Raw genomic sequence first — 13,697 nt, 5'->3', positions numbered from 1 at the left:
CGTGGCAGCGGCGGGGGCGGAGGCTCGCGTGGCACCGGCGGGGGCGGCCCGCGTGGGAGCGGCGGGGGCGGAGGCTCGCGTGGCACCGGCGGGAGCGGCTCCCAGCCGAGGAGCGCTTCGGCAGGGCGCGACGACCAGCCGAAGCGTCCCAGCAAGCCCCGTCCCGAGGAGCGTCGCTACGACGTAGGCCCCGGGGGCACGCACGAAGGCCCGAAGTCCGGGCGCGGCGCGTCGGCGCGCGGCGGCGCCAAGGGCGGCCCCCGACAGGGCCAGCAGCGCACCGGCCGGACGGAGCCCTCGCGCTCCCGCGAGTACGAGACGCGGACCGAGGAGCGCAACCGGGACCGGTACGCGGGCAAGCCGGAGATCAAGCTGCCCAAGACCTTCCCGGGCGCCGAGCAGGAGGGCGAGCGCCTGCAGAAGATCCTCGCGCGAGCGGGTTACGGCTCCCGGCGCGCCTGCGAGGAGCTGGTCGAGCAGGCCAGGGTCGAGGTCAACGGCCAGATCGTCCTGGAGCAGGGTCTCCGTGTCGACACGGAGAAGGACGAGATCAAGGTCGACGGGCTGACCGTCGCGACGCAGTCGTACCAGTTCTTCTCGCTGAACAAGCCCGCCGGTGTCGTCTCCACCATGGAGGACAACGAGGGCCGTCAGTGCCTGGGCGACTATGTGACGAACCGCGAGACGCGGCTCTTCCACGTGGGCCGGCTCGACACCGAGACCGAGGGTGTCATCCTGCTCACCAACCACGGCGAGCTGGCGCACCGGCTGACCCACCCGAAGTACGGCGTGAAGAAGGTCTACCTCGCGCACATCGTCGGTCCGATCCCGCGCGACCTGGGCAAGCGGCTCAAGGACGGCATCCAGCTGGAGGACGGGTACGCCAAGGCGGACCACTTCCGCGTCGTCGAGCAGACCGGCAAGAACTACCTCGTCGAGGTGACCCTGCACGAGGGCCGCAAGCACATCGTGCGCCGCATGCTCGCCGAGGCCGGATTCCCGGTCGACAAGCTGGTGCGCGTCTCCTTCGGCCCGATCACCCTGGGCGACCAGAAGTCGGGCTGGCTGCGCCGCCTGTCGAACACCGAGGTCGGCATGCTGATGGCCGAGGTCGGCCTCTAGCACCGGAGTCCCCGCGGCTCTCGCAGCCCTGGACGCCCCACGCGTACGACGGCCGGCCCCGGAACTTCTCCGGGGCCGGCCGATTCGTTCTCGGCGTCCCGCCGGTCTGTACCGGTGAACGGACCACCGGTGCGCTCCGAGGCGCCCCGGTGCGAACGAAGGGAGCGGCGATGACCGTGACGACGGACCGCGACGAGTTCGTCCGGCTGACCGATCCGTACCGGCGGGAGCTGCTCGCCCACTGCTACCGCATGCTCGGATCGGTCGACGACGCCGAGGACCTCGTCCAGGAGACGTATCTGCGGGCCTGGCGGTCCTACGAGAGGTACGAGGGCCGGGCGAGCCTGCGCACCTGGCTCTACCGGATCGCCACCAACACGTGTCTGACGGCGCTGGAGGGGCGCGGGCGCCGTCCGCTGCCCACCGGGCTCGGCGGGCCGGGAGACGCGCCCGAGGAGCCTCTGCGGGCCCCCGCGACGGACATCCCCTGGCTCCAGCCGCTGCCCGACACGCTCGTCGACCCGGCGACAGTCGTCGCGGCGCGCGGAACCCTGCGGCTCGCCCTGGTCGCCGCGCTGCAGAACCTGCCCGCGCGGCAGCGGGCCGTGCTCATCCTGCGGGACGTCCTGGCCTGGCGGGCGTCCGAGGTCGCCACCCTGCTGGACACCTCGACCGCCGCGGTCAAGAGCACCCTCCAGCGCGCGCGTGCCCGGCTCGACGAGGTCGCCCCGGAGGAGGACCTGGTGGTCGAGCCCGTAGGGACCGACGACCGCGCACTCCTCGACCGCTACATGAGCGCCTTCGAGAACGCCGACATGGAGTCACTGCTGGGGCTGCTGCGGGACGGGGTCGAGCTGGAGATGCCGCCCCACCTGGAATGGTTCAGCGGCAGGAAGGACGTCCTGCGGTTCCTGTGGGTCCGGGTGTTCTCCGGGCGCGAGGCCGGTTGGATCCGCATGGTGCCCGTCCGGGCCAACGGGCAGCCCGCGGTGGCGGCGTACGAGCGCGGGGTCGACGGAGTGCTCAGGGCGCACTCCGTGCAGGTGCTCACCGTCGAGGAGCGCGGTATCGCGCGGCTCACCGTCTTCCTGGATCCGGGGCTGTTCGCCGGCTTCGACCTGCCCCGGGTTCGCCCGTGAACCCGGGAGAGCTCCTGGAGCGGTCGCTCGCGTACGCGCTGGGCAGCGTCGCCGAGGTGCCGCGGGAGGGCCTGGGGTGGCCGACGCCCTGTGCCGAGTGGGACCTGGGGGAGTTGCTCCGCCACCTCGACGACTCGGTGGACGCGCTCCACGAAGGCGTCGCGGACGGGCGGGTCGGGCCGCGCCCGGGCCCGTCCGCCGCCGACCCGGTGTGCGCCTTCCGCGAGCGGGCCCGTGCCCTCCTCGGCGCCTGGGCGGCCGTGTCCGCCGCGCCGCCCACCGCGGCCGTGGGGGACCGGTCCATGGACTCGGGGCTGCTGGCGGCCGTCGGCGCCCTGGAGATCGCGGTGCACGGCTGGGACGTCTCCCGTGCCTGCGGGCGGGCGCGGCCGATCCCGTCCGGGCTCGCCGTGGAACTGCTGCCCGTCGCGCACGCCGTGGTCGCGGACGCCGACCGCGGCGTGCGCTTCGCCGACCCGGTCGGCGTACCGGTGCAGGGCCGGCCCGGTGACGTCCTCCTCGCGTTCCTGGGACGGCGCCCCGGCCGCGATTCCGTTTCGGTGCCGCCCCGGTCCGCCCTCCGTGAGTGATCCGCGCGGAGCGAACCGACACCACTGCACGCGCCCCCGTCCAGCAGCCGTCCGCCGTGCCCGCACGCCGTGTGTGGAGCGTCGTCCCGGCCGGGAAGCGGGGCGTCGCCATCGGGGTCTGGCGCGGGGTGACCGGCCTCGGGTCGCGGCCGGGCCCGTGCTCGGGGGTGCCGTCACCGAGGGCCTGTTTTGGCAGTGGATCTCCTGGCTGAACGTGCTGACGGGGCTGGCGATGCTGCCCCTGGCCGCGCTGAAACCGCGCGAGCGGCGGGGGCGGCTGCGGTCCGGCGCTGTGGGTCTCGGCGGGCGTATCGGCCCTGGGGGCGCTCGTGGCCGCTCTCGCTCCGGCGCACGCTCGGGCGCAGGGTTCGGACGCGCGCCGTGCCGAGGTCCGGCGTCCGGAGGTGTCGCGCGCCCGGGTCCAGGGCTGATCCGAACGGCCTCCGCCCGCGGCGGAACACCTTCCGCCACCCTCGCCGCATGCGCAGACAATTTTCTCGCGGCGGGTCCGAGAAACCGCAACTTCCCCTGCTGAGAACCTTGTTGGTATCCTCCCGCCCCCTTTATAGTCGTACTGACCATAGTCAGGCTGACCATAAAGGGGGTGGAGTGTGGCGACAGAAGAAGGCCGCGCGCCGGGCGGCACGGCGCCCGATGGGTACGACAAGTACGCCTTCGAGCCCTTCGCCGTCACCGTCGACCTGGCCGTCCTGACCGTCCGCGCGGGCGCGCTGCAGGTGCTGCTCGTCGAGCGGGGCCAGGAGCCGTACGCCGGCCACTGGGCGCTGCCCGGCGGCTTCGTGCTGCCCCACGAGTCCGCGGAGGCGGCGGCCCGCCGCGAACTCGCCGAGGAGACCGGGCTGTCGGACACCTCGGGACTCCATCTGGAGCAGCTGCGCACCTACAGCGAACCCGACCGCGACCCCCGCATGCGGATCGTCTCCGTCGCGTTCGCCGCGCTGCTGCCGGACGCTCCCGAGCCGCGCGGCGGCGGGGACGCGGCGCAGGCCCAGTGGCTGCGGTTCAACGCGCTCGATCCGCTCGCCTTCGACCACGACCGGATCCTCGCCGACGCCCACGAACGCGTGGGCTCCAAGCTGGAGTACTCCTGTCTCGCCACCTCCTTCTGCTCGCCCGAGTTCACCCTCGGCGAGCTGCAGCAGGTCTACGAGACCGTGTGGGGCACCGCGCTCGACCGGCCCAACTTCCGGCGCAAGGTCCTCGCCACGCCCGGATTCGTCGAACAGGTCCCCGGTGCCGCGCGCCTCACCGGTGGCCGCGGCAAGCCCGCCGCCGTCTACCGCGCGGGCGGCGCCAAAACCCTGCACCCACCCCTGCTGCGTCCCACCTCGGAAGGACGGCCCTGATGACCACCACGACCCTCGCGAAGCGCGCCGCCACCGGTTCCCTCATAGGCCTGGCCCTCGGCGACGCGCTCGGATTCCCCACCGAGTTCAACTCCGTGCCCGCCATCCTCGACAAGTGCGGCCCCTGGCGGCAGATGGCGCTGCCCCGGCCCGCGATCGTCACCGACGACACCCAGATGACGCTGGCGCTGGCGCGCGGGCTGCGCACGGCGATGAACCGCGGTCTGCTCGGACCGCTGCGGATGGAACGGCCGGTACGCGAGGAGTTCGTGGACTGGTACCAGTCGCCCGAGAACAACCGGGCCCCCGGCCGGACCTGCCTCGTCGCCTGCAACCTCCTCAAGAACGAGAGGCGCCGCTGGCAGGAGGCCAGCCAGATCGGCTCCAAGGGCTGCGGCGCCAACATGCGCGTCGCGCCCGTCGGACTCGTCCGCGGGCTCAGTGACGAACAGCGAGCGGGCGCCGCGCAGTTCCAGGCCGCGCTGACCCACGGCCACCCCACCGCGCTCGCCGCCGCGGACCTCACCGCGCATGCGATCTGGCTGCTCACCCAGGGCGTCGAGCCGATGGGACTGGTCGGCCGGCTGCGCTCGTACGCGTACGAGAACCGGCACCGCTATCACTCCCGCTGGCTCGGCGACCTGTGGTCCTTCAGCGAGGACGCCACACCGGAGCAGTACATCTCCCGCGGCTGGGACGAGTGCCTCGACGTCCTGGACAACCTCCGGCACGCCGTGCGCACCGTCTCGCCCGAGACCGACCCCTGCATGGCAACCGGCGGGGGCTGGGTCGCCGAGGAGGCGCTCGCCACCGGCCTGCTGTGCTTCCTGCTGTTCGTCGACGAACCCGTCACCGCGCTGCGCCGGGCCGCCTGCACCTCGGGCGACTCCGACTCCATCGCCTGCCTGACCGGGGCGTTCGCGGGCGCCTACCACGGCTCGGAGGCCTGGCCGACGTCCTGGGCCGACCGCATCGAGTACCAGGGCGACCTCATGGCGCTGGGGGCCCTCTGGGACGCTTGAGGGATGACAGACGTCCTCGGTGTCGGCACCGACCTCGCCAGCGTGGTGGGCGAACAGCCCGACCCCGTGCTCTTCGCCACCGTCTCCGGGGCGCACCTATACGGCTTCCCCTCGCGCGACTCCGACGTCGACCTGCGCGGTGTCCATCTGCTGCCGACGGCCGACCTGGTCGGGCTGCGCGAGCCGGAGGAGACCCGGTCGCGCATGTGGTTCCGGGACGGCGTCGAGATGGACCTGGTCACCCACGACCTGCGCAAGTTCGTCCGGCTGATGCTGCGGCGCAACGGCTATGTGCTGGAGCAGCTGCTCTCGCCGCTCGTCGTGCGCACCGGCGACGAACACCGTGAGCTGATCTCGCTCGTCCCCGGGGTCCTCACCCGTCATCACGCCCACCACTACCGGGGGTTCGCGACCACGCAGTGGCGGCTCTTCGAGAAGACCGGCGAACTCAAGCCGCTGCTCTACACCTTCCGTGTGCTGCTCACCGGCATCCACCTCATGCGCAGCGGCGAGGTACGGGCGGACCTGCCGACGCTGGCCGGGCAGGTCGCGTCTCCCGCGTATCTGCCGGACCTGATCGCCGCGAAGGCGGAGCGGGAGCACGGGGCCGCGGACATCCCCCGCACCCGCGTGGAGGAGGACGTGGAGCGGCTGCACACGCTCCTCGACGAGGCGCAGGACGCCTCAGTGCTGCCGGACGCCCCCTCCGCGCACGACGCTCTGCACGCCTTCGTCGTCAGGGTCCGCCTGGACGGCGTCCGGGGAGGTCCGGAGGGCACCCGGGGGCCGGAGGACACCGTCGGCGCCCTGGAGCGCTGAGGCGCGGCGCACCCGGAAGAGGAAGTCCTCCACGCGCGCGTGGTCCGGCTCGGGCGCGAGCGGACTGTGGTCGGCCGCCTCGTCGGCCTCCGCCGCCAGACGGGACATCCAGCTCTCGACCTCGCTCCAGGGCACCTCGCCCCGCTTCACCGCGAGCAGCGGTTCGCGCTGCTCCGAGACATCGATCGTCAGGGTCCCCGTGCGCAGCAGGTCGCGGGAGCTCATCAGGAGCCGCAGCAGATGCATGGCGTGCTTCCAGCGCGGGGCGCCGTACGTGCGGACGTCCGCGTCCAGCTTCTTGTGCTGGCCCTGGGCATAGCGGGCGAACGTCTCGTGCGCCCGGCGGGAGAGGAACGCCTGCCGGAGGGCCAGGAGTTCGCGCCCGGTGTCGTCCGCGTACTCGACGAGGGGGGAGTGCAGACACTCCAGGATGTTCGGGTTGGCGCGCAGCGCGAGGGCGCAGAACCGCTCCAGCTCCCAGCTGAACTGCTCCTCCGCCGGGCCCTCGACATGCGTCGGCGGCTTCTCGAAGCGCCAGAAGAGCGGGCTCGGGGCGAGGAAGACGCCCCGGCGGTCCGTGTCACTGCCGTCCGTGGCCAGCCCGAAGGCCCGTGACCCCATCACACAGGAGTAGACCGTGTGGTCCCGCACCAGCGAGACCGCCGACACGGGAGGCGCGGGGGACACGGGCCGCACCGCCGACGGTACGGCCGGCTCATGGGGCTCCGCCGGTGCGGGGGACGCGGTCGACGCCGGGGGCGTCTGGGGTACGGGGGGCTCGGAACGCATGCCGGGAGCGTACGGGCCCGCTCACGCCAGGCGGATCGAGTTTCCGTCCACGGTGATCTTCTCGGCGGGCAGCGGGCGCGGCGCGGGACCGCCCTTCACCGCCCCGTCCTCGATGCTGAACCTGCTCTTGTGGCAAGGGCAGTCGATGGTGCCGTCGGCGACCTTGTTCACCGTGCAGCCCGCGTGCGTGCAGATCGCCGAGAAGGCCTTGAAGTCGCCCTTCGTCGGCTGGGTGACCACGATCTTCTGCTCCTTGAAGATCGTGCCCCCGCCGACCGGGATGTCGCTCGTCGTGGCGAGCTGCTCGCCGCTGGACGCCTTCGGGGACGAGTCCGACGAGCTGTCCTCGTCGCCGTACTGACTGCACCCCGCCAGCAGTGCGGACGCCCCCGTCGCGAGAATCACCGTGCGCCGCGTCGAGCGGTTGGTCATGTCGTCACTCCGAACGTACGGAAGAACCAGAAGGCGGACGTCAGCCAGACGGCCGTGAGCACGGCGAAGACCAGGCCGCCGACGATCGGCAACAGCCAGCCGGGCAGGCGCTCCCAGCGGAGCAGCAGCATCTTGGCACTGAAGGCACCGAAGAAGAAGCAACCGAGGAGCGAGTGCCACAGGACGCGTGTCTCGTACGTCTGATAGCCCAACGCGTACAGGCAGTGGACGGCGACCGGCACCGCCACCAGGAACGCGATCCGTCCCGACCACCGGTGCAGTGTCGACGCCCAACTCGGGCCCGGCAGTCTTCCGTACATCATGAGCGCCGAGACGAGCTGGACGAGCGCGAAGAAGAACGCCGTCGTCGCGAGCCACGACTTCACGGCGCCCGTGCTGCTGAAACCGGAGAGATTGAAGGCCGTTCCCGCCGGGTCGTGCACCTTGCCGTAGGCGCCGAGACCGATCGCGACGGCCGCGGCGACCAAGGCCGGGACGAGGTAGCGGGCGGGACTCGGACCGCGGCGGGCGGGCGGCGGAGAGGGGTAGCCCTGGGTGGCGGCGTTCGGGTCCACGGTCATGAACAACTCCCTGCGGAAGAGGGGTCAGGGGGTGACAGGACGCGCGACGATCTTCTGCCCGTCGATGGTCACGGCGCCGGTCTCCGGGTCGATCACCGGTGCCGCCGAAGGTGTGCCGTCGCGCGTGACGACGCCGACCTGCTTGCCGCCGGGCAGCACGATCCAGCCGCCGTCGACCTTCGCGCCGCGCACGGTGGCCGTCGCCCGGTACAGCCCGGAGGGCTTGACCGCCTTGTCGGCCGTGAAGCCGTACTTTTGCCCGCCGACCTCGGCGGTGCCGCGGATCCGCTTGCCGTCCTGGAGGGTCCCGTTCAGCTCGTCGCCGTGGCTGCCGGTGAGCTTCATGGTGCCGTCGTCCTTCACGTCACCCTTCAGCCAGGACTCCTTGTCGTGCCCGTCGCAGAAGTACGCGATCGCCTTGCCGCCCCGCAGGGAGACGGCGATCGCCGAGGAGTCGTCGTCGGTGCGGCCCGCGTAGTCGGCGTTGGGCACGGCGCTGCGGGTCGGCGAGGGGCTCGGCGACGGCGACGAGGTCGTCGGCGGCGCACTGGGCGACACCGAGGCGGCAGGTGACTCCTGGTAGGTCGACGCGTTCTTCGTCCCTGTCGTCGCGTTGAGCGACAACATGAACACGCCGAGCACGAGCCCCGCGAGAAGGGTGAGAAGGGGTCCTGGACGTTTCATTCGGGCCTCCCCCGAGGCGAGTCTCCTGCAATGAGAGCGGACCCGCGGGCTCGCGTCCAGAGGCGCACGGGCGCGTTCTCACCACAAGTAGCGGAATAGGGCGATTCGGGTGACATTGACAAAGTATGAGGCCGGTCGGCCACCGCCGCCCGGCCGCATCCACGAAAGGCGGGACCATGGCGGGACCGCCGACCAGATCGCCCGGACGCTGCCCCGGGCGGTCGACAAGCTCACCCCGAGCGGGGAGATGCCGGCCGGCGCCTCCCTGAAGGACCTCATCAAGCAGCAGTCGCTCTGAGACGGCGGCACGAGCCGCTCCCGGCCGGGCCCGGTGCGCGGCCCCCGTCTCGTCAGGCGGGCGGCCCGCACCGGTGCGCCGGGGCCTGACTACGCTGGTGTGACACGACGTGTACACAGATCAGCACAGATCAGCGAGGAGCATCACCGTGGCGGTACGAGCGGTCCGGGGCGCCGTCCAACTGGAACGGGACGAGGCCGGCCACATGGACGAGCAGGTCAGCGAGCTGCTCACCGCCATCCTGGAGCGCAACGCGCTGACCACGGACGACCTGATCAGCATCTGGTTCACGGCCACGCCCGATCTGCACAGCGACTTCCCGGCGGCCGCGGCGCGCAAGCTCGGCATCGTCGACGTCCCGCTGATCTGCGCGCAGGAGCTGGACATCGAGGGCGCGATGCCCCGCGTCGTCCGTGTTCTCGCCCACATCGAGTCCGACCGGCCGCGCGCCGAGATCGTGCACGTCTACCTGGGCGCCGCGGGCGCGCTCCGCAAGGACATCGCCCAGTGAGGACCGCACTCGTCATCGGAACCGGGCTGATCGGCACGTCCGCGGCCCTCGCGCTCGCCGCCCGCGGCGTCGTCGTGCACCTCACCGACCACGACCCGGAGCAGGCCCGTACGGCGGCCGCGCTGGGCGCCGGCACGGACGAGGCACCCGAGGGCCCGGTCGACCTCGCGATCGTCGCCGCCCCGCCCGCGCACGTCGCCGCGACCCTCGCGGACGCCATGCGGCGCGGCGTCGCCCGCGGCTACCTGGACGTCGCCAGCGTCAAGGGCGGTCCGCGCCGCGAGCTGGAGGCGCTCGGCCTCGACCTCACCTCGTACATCGGCACGCACCCCATGTCCGGCCGCGAGAAGTCCGGCCCGCTGGCCGCGACCGGCGACCTCTTCGAGGGGCGGCCCTGGGTGCTCACACCGACCCGCGACACGGACACCGAGGTGCTGAACCTCGCCCTGGAACTGGTGTCGCACTGCCGGGCCGTACCCGTCGTGATGGACGCGGACGCCCACGACCGTGCCGTGGCGCTCGTCTCGCACATGCCGCACCTGGTGTCCAGCATGGTCGCCGCGCGGCTGGAGCACGCCGAGGAGTCGGCGGTCCGGCTCTGCGGGCAGGGCATCCGCGATGTGACCCGGATCGCGGCCTCCGACCCCCGGATGTGGATCGACATCCTCTCCGCGAACCCGGGACCGGTCGCGGACCTCCTCGCGGACGTCTCCGCCGATCTCGACGAGACGGTCCAGGCGCTGCGGGCCCTGCAGTCCTCCGACGAGGCCAAGCGCAGCGAGGGTGCCACCGGCATCGGGGAAGTCCTGCGCCGCGGGAACGCGGGCCAGGTCCGTGTCCCCGGCAAGCACGGCTCCGCGCCGCGCACCTACGAGGTCGTGGCCGTCCTCATCGACGACCAGCCCGGTCAGCTGGCCCGCATCTTCGCCGACGCGGGGATGGCCGGGGTCAACATCGAGGACGTGCGCATCGAGCACGCGACCGGTCAGCAGGCCGGTCTGGTGCAGCTGATGGTGGAGCCGAAGGCCGTGCCGGTGCTCGGCGCGGCACTGCGGGAGCGGGGCTGGGCGCTGCGGCAGTAGCGCCGGAGCCCGCCGGGGGCTGCCCGCCGGGGGCTGCCCGCCCGGCGGGCGTGACGACGCCTCGCCGGTGGTCGCCGGCCGGCCCGGCCGAGCCGAGCCCGGCAGGTGCCGCGGTGCCGAGCGGTGCGGGGCGGCGTCGAGGATCGGAGCGCGGCCGGGCGCCGCGGCAGCAGGGCTCCGTGACCGGTCCCGGGAAGGGCCAGTAATACGGGGTCCGCGGAGCCAGTAACCTTGTGCGGGGCGCGATCGCGTCCCGCAGAGACCTCCACCCCGCACCAGGAAGGTGTTCCCACCGTGGACAACGGCGCCGCCCGTACCGCTCCGGCTGTGATTGTCGCCATCGACGGCCCCTCCGGCACGGGCAAGTCGAGCACCTCGAAGGCCGTGGCCGCGAAGCTCGGCCTGAGCTACCTGGACACGGGGGCGCAGTACCGCGCGATCACGTGGTGGATGGTCAGCAACGGCATCGACATAACGGACCCCTCGGCGATCGCCGACGTGGCCGGCAAGCCGGAGATCATCTCCGGTACCGACCCGGCCGCGCCGACCATCACGGTCGACGGGACCGACGTCGCCGGCCCGATCCGTACGCAGGAGGTCACCTCCAAGGTGAGCGCGGTCAGCGCCGTGCCCGAGGTGCGTGCCCGGATCACCGAACTGCAGCGCACCCTCGCCGGGTCCGCGCCGGTCGGCATCGTCGTCGAGGGCCGGGACATCGGCACCACCGTGCTGCCCGACGCCGACCTGAAGATCTTCCTCACCGCCTCCCCGGAGGCGCGTGCCGCCCGCCGCAGCGGCGAGCTGAAGGGCGCGGACATCGACGCGACCCGCGAGGCGCTGATCAAGCGTGACGCGGCCGACTCCAACCGCAAGACCTCCCCGCTCGCCAAGGCGGACGACGCGGTCGAGGTGGACACCTCCGACCTCACGCTCCAGCAGGTCATCGAGTGCGTCGTCACTCTCGTCGAGGAGAAGCGGGCCGCCAAGTGACCGCACCCTCCGCAAGAGGCGCCGAGGTGGGGCGCCGCATCGGCGTCGGCCTGATGTACGGGCTGTGGAAGCCGCGCGTGCTCGGCGCCTGGAAGGTCCCCGCGACCGGCCCGGTGATCTTCGCCGTGAACCACTCGCACAACATCGACGGGCCGATGGTCATGGGCGTCGCGCCCAGGCCCACGCACTTCCTGATCAAGAAGGAAGCGTTCATCGGCCCGCTCGACCCGTTCCTGCTGGGCATCGGCCAGCTGAAGGTGGACCGCGAGATCGCCGACCGCACGGCCATCACCGACGCCCTCGGCGTCCTGGCCTCCGGCGGGGTCCTCGGGATCTTCCCGGAGGGCACCCGGGGCGAGGGCGACTTCGCCTCGCTGCGGGCCGGGCTCGCGTACTTCGCGGTGCGCAGCGGAGCCCCGATCGTCCCGGTGGCGGTACTGGGAAGTTCCGAGAAGACCAGCCGGTTGATAAAGGGGCTGCCCCCGCTGCGCAGCAGGGTCGACGTCGTGTTCGGCGACCCCTTCGAACCGGGCGACGGCAGCGGACGGCGTACGCGCCAGGCGCTGGACGAGGCCACCGGCCGCATCCAGAAACAGCTCAGCGCCCACCTGGACCACGCCAGGCGTCTGACCGGACGCCCGGAAAACGCCGGGCGCCCCGTCGGGCGCTAGGCGACACTTAGTAGTGGATCACCCGGTTTACGGGTGTTCCACCGATCACCACGATTGAACGACGAGGTACGGACTTCATGAACGACCACATCCAGCCCGACGGCTCGGCGGAACACGAGCACGGGGCGCTTGGCGATGCCGAGTACGCGGAGTTCATGGAGCTCGCCGCGGAAGAGGGCTTCGACCCCGAGGACGTCGAGGGCGCGATCGGGGAGGCGGGCCACGGCCCGCTGCCCGTCCTCGCCGTCGTCGGCCGCCCGAACGTCGGCAAGTCGACCCTGGTGAACCGCATCATCGGCCGCCGCGAGGCCGTCGTCGAGGACAAGCCCGGTGTCACCCGCGACCGCGTGACCTACGAGGCCGAGTGGGCGGGCCGCCGCTTCAAGCTCGTCGACACCGGCGGCTGGGAGCAGGACGTCCTCGGCATCGACGCGTCCGTCGCCGCGCAGGCCGAGTACGCGATCGAGGCCGCCGACGCGGTCGTCTTCGTCGTCGACGCCAAGGTCGGCGCGACCGACACCGACGAGGCGGTCGTACGCCTTCTCCGCAAGGCCGGCAAGCCCGTCGTCCTGTGCGCCAACAAGGTCGACGGCATGAGCGGCGAGTCCGACGCCTCGTACCTCTGGGCCCTCGGTCTCGGCGAGCCGCACCCGGTCTCCGCGCTGCACGGCCGCGGCACCGGCGACATGCTGGACGCCGTCCTGGAGGCGCTGCCCGAGGCCCCGGAGCAGACCTTCGGCACCGCGGTGGGCGGCCCCCGCCGCATCGCCCTCATCGGCCGCCCGAACGTCGGCAAGTCCTCCCTGCTGAACAAGGTGGCGAACGAGGACCGCGTGGTCGTCAACGAGGTCGCGGGCACCACCCGTGACCCGGTCGACGAGCTCATCGAGCTCGGCGGCATCACCTGGAAGTTCGTCGACACGGCGGGCATCCGCAAGCGCGTCCACCTCCAGCAGGGCGCCGACTACTACGCCTCGCTGCGCACCGCCGCCGCCGTCGAGAAGGCCGAGGTCGCGGTCATCCTGATCGACGCGTCCGAGACCATCTCCGTGCAGGACCAGCGCATCGTCACCATGGCCGTCGAGGCGGGCCGCGCCATCGTCGTCGCCTTCAACAAGTGGGACACCCTCGACGAGGAGCGCCGCTACTACCTGGAGCGGGAGATCGAGACCGAGCTCGCCCAGGTGGCCTGGGCGCCCCGGGTGAACGTCTCGGCCCGCACCGGCCGCCACATGGAGAAGCTCGTCCCGGCGATCGAGACGGCCCTGGACGGCTGGGAGACCCGCGTCCCGACCGGCCGCCTGAACGCCTTCCTCGGCGAGCTGGTCGCCGCTCACCCGCACCCGGTGCGCGGCGGCAAGCAGCCCCGCATCCTGTTCGGTACGCAGGCGGGCACCAAGCCCCCGCGGTTCGTGCTCTTCGCCTCCGGCTTCATCGAGCACGGCTACCGGCGCTTCATCGAGCGCCGCCTGCGCGAGGAGTTCGGCTTCGAGGGCACCCCGATCCACATCTCGGTGCGGGTGCGCGAGAAGCGCGGCGCCAACAAGAAGAAGTAGCGCCCGAAGGCGACGCGAAGGGGGGGGGCCCCCGGGAGCCGCCC

The 13,697-nt window shown here is 72.4% G+C and carries 15 protein-coding genes and 1 pseudogene; 12 read left to right on the top strand and 4 right to left on the bottom strand.

Translation table 11 applies throughout. From position 1 onward, the window contains the following. The 6 genes and pseudogenes from ACFWBT_RS36070 to ACFWBT_RS36045 all read left to right on the top strand — a co-directional run. A partial coding sequence (locus ACFWBT_RS36070; RefSeq protein ID WP_385707178.1) for a pseudouridine synthase occupies window positions 1-1,122 on the top strand: 1,122 nt, incomplete at its 5' end. Window positions 1,123-1,292: 170 nt separating this feature from the next. Further along, window positions 1,293-2,261, top strand: a complete 969-nt coding sequence (locus tag ACFWBT_RS36065; RefSeq protein ID WP_385707177.1) for a sigma-70 family RNA polymerase sigma factor — start codon at window positions 1,293-1,295, stop codon at window positions 2,259-2,261. Continuing rightward, the gene (locus ACFWBT_RS36060; RefSeq protein WP_385707176.1) at window positions 2,258-2,851 is read left to right on the top strand and encodes a TIGR03086 family metal-binding protein; all 594 of its coding nucleotides are present in this window, start codon (window positions 2,258-2,260) and stop codon (window positions 2,849-2,851) included. The genes ACFWBT_RS36065 and ACFWBT_RS36060 overlap by 4 nt, the downstream gene beginning before the upstream one ends. 611 nt (window positions 2,852-3,462) lie before the next feature. Then, a complete protein-coding gene (locus ACFWBT_RS36055) occupies window positions 3,463-4,218 on the top strand; it encodes an NUDIX domain-containing protein (RefSeq protein WP_385707175.1) in 756 nt (251 codons plus the stop codon). Next, window positions 4,218-5,240: an ADP-ribosylglycohydrolase family protein gene (locus tag ACFWBT_RS36050; RefSeq protein ID WP_385707174.1), complete on the top strand. Its 1,023-nt coding sequence runs from the start codon at window positions 4,218-4,220 to the stop codon at window positions 5,238-5,240. The genes ACFWBT_RS36055 and ACFWBT_RS36050 overlap by 1 nt, the downstream gene beginning before the upstream one ends. A 3-nt stretch (window positions 5,241-5,243) precedes the next feature. After that, window positions 5,244-5,996: pseudogene (locus ACFWBT_RS36045) on the top strand (DNA polymerase beta superfamily protein); the annotation flags it as partial. Here the strand turns inward: ACFWBT_RS36045 and ACFWBT_RS36040 are convergent. The 4 genes from ACFWBT_RS36040 to ACFWBT_RS36025 all read right to left on the bottom strand — a co-directional run bounded on the left by ACFWBT_RS36040 (window position 5,925) and on the right by ACFWBT_RS36025 (window position 8,545). Further along, entirely contained in the window at window positions 5,925-6,746 is an 822-nt protein-coding gene (locus tag ACFWBT_RS36040; RefSeq protein WP_385707179.1) for a DNA polymerase beta superfamily protein, read from the bottom strand. The pseudogene ACFWBT_RS36045 and the gene ACFWBT_RS36040 overlap by 72 nt on opposite strands. A gap of 123 nt (window positions 6,747-6,869) precedes the next feature. Continuing rightward, a complete protein-coding gene (locus ACFWBT_RS36035; RefSeq protein WP_385707173.1) occupies window positions 6,870-7,280 on the bottom strand; it encodes a Rieske (2Fe-2S) protein in 411 nt (136 codons plus the stop codon). After that, complete coding sequence (locus ACFWBT_RS36030) at window positions 7,277-7,861, bottom strand: DUF6529 family protein (protein ID WP_385707172.1); 585 nt, start codon at window positions 7,859-7,861, stop codon at window positions 7,277-7,279. The genes ACFWBT_RS36035 and ACFWBT_RS36030 overlap by 4 nt, the downstream gene beginning before the upstream one ends. 24 nt (window positions 7,862-7,885) lie before the next feature. Then, window positions 7,886-8,545 (bottom strand): hypothetical protein, encoded by a 660-nt coding sequence (locus ACFWBT_RS36025; RefSeq protein WP_385707171.1) that lies wholly within the window; start codon window positions 8,543-8,545, stop codon window positions 7,886-7,888. Window positions 8,546-8,654: 109 nt separating this feature from the next. Here ACFWBT_RS36025 and ACFWBT_RS36020 point away from each other — a divergent pair, with 109 nt between their 5' ends. From ACFWBT_RS36020 to der, 6 genes are all read left to right on the top strand, one after another. After that, window positions 8,655-8,843, top strand: coding sequence for a hypothetical protein (locus ACFWBT_RS36020; RefSeq protein WP_385707170.1), 189 nt, complete (start codon window positions 8,655-8,657; stop codon window positions 8,841-8,843). A gap of 148 nt (window positions 8,844-8,991) precedes the next feature. Further along, complete coding sequence (aroH, locus tag ACFWBT_RS36015; RefSeq protein WP_351864246.1) at window positions 8,992-9,354, top strand: chorismate mutase; 363 nt, start codon at window positions 8,992-8,994, stop codon at window positions 9,352-9,354. Beyond that, on the top strand, window positions 9,351-10,436 hold the full coding sequence (locus ACFWBT_RS36010) for a prephenate dehydrogenase (RefSeq protein WP_385707169.1): 1,086 nt from the start codon (window positions 9,351-9,353) through the stop codon (window positions 10,434-10,436). The genes aroH and ACFWBT_RS36010 overlap by 4 nt, the downstream gene beginning before the upstream one ends. 294 nt (window positions 10,437-10,730) lie before the next feature. Continuing rightward, complete coding sequence (cmk, locus tag ACFWBT_RS36005) at window positions 10,731-11,426, top strand: (d)CMP kinase (protein ID WP_385707168.1); 696 nt, start codon at window positions 10,731-10,733, stop codon at window positions 11,424-11,426. Next, the gene (locus ACFWBT_RS36000; RefSeq protein ID WP_385707167.1) at window positions 11,384-12,097 is read left to right on the top strand and encodes a lysophospholipid acyltransferase family protein; all 714 of its coding nucleotides are present in this window, start codon (window positions 11,384-11,386) and stop codon (window positions 12,095-12,097) included. The genes cmk and ACFWBT_RS36000 overlap by 43 nt, the downstream gene beginning before the upstream one ends. A 77-nt stretch (window positions 12,098-12,174) precedes the next feature. Next, the gene (gene der, locus ACFWBT_RS35995) at window positions 12,175-13,653 is read left to right on the top strand and encodes a ribosome biogenesis GTPase Der (RefSeq protein ID WP_385707166.1); all 1,479 of its coding nucleotides are present in this window, start codon (window positions 12,175-12,177) and stop codon (window positions 13,651-13,653) included. The last annotated feature ends 44 nt before the right edge of the window (window positions 13,654-13,697 follow it).

Source organism: Streptomyces sp. NPDC060027, from assembly GCF_042737005.1.
Taxonomy (GTDB): Bacteria; Actinomycetota; Actinomycetes; order Streptomycetales; family Streptomycetaceae; genus Streptomyces.
This window is presented reverse-complemented; position numbering and strand designations above follow the sequence as displayed.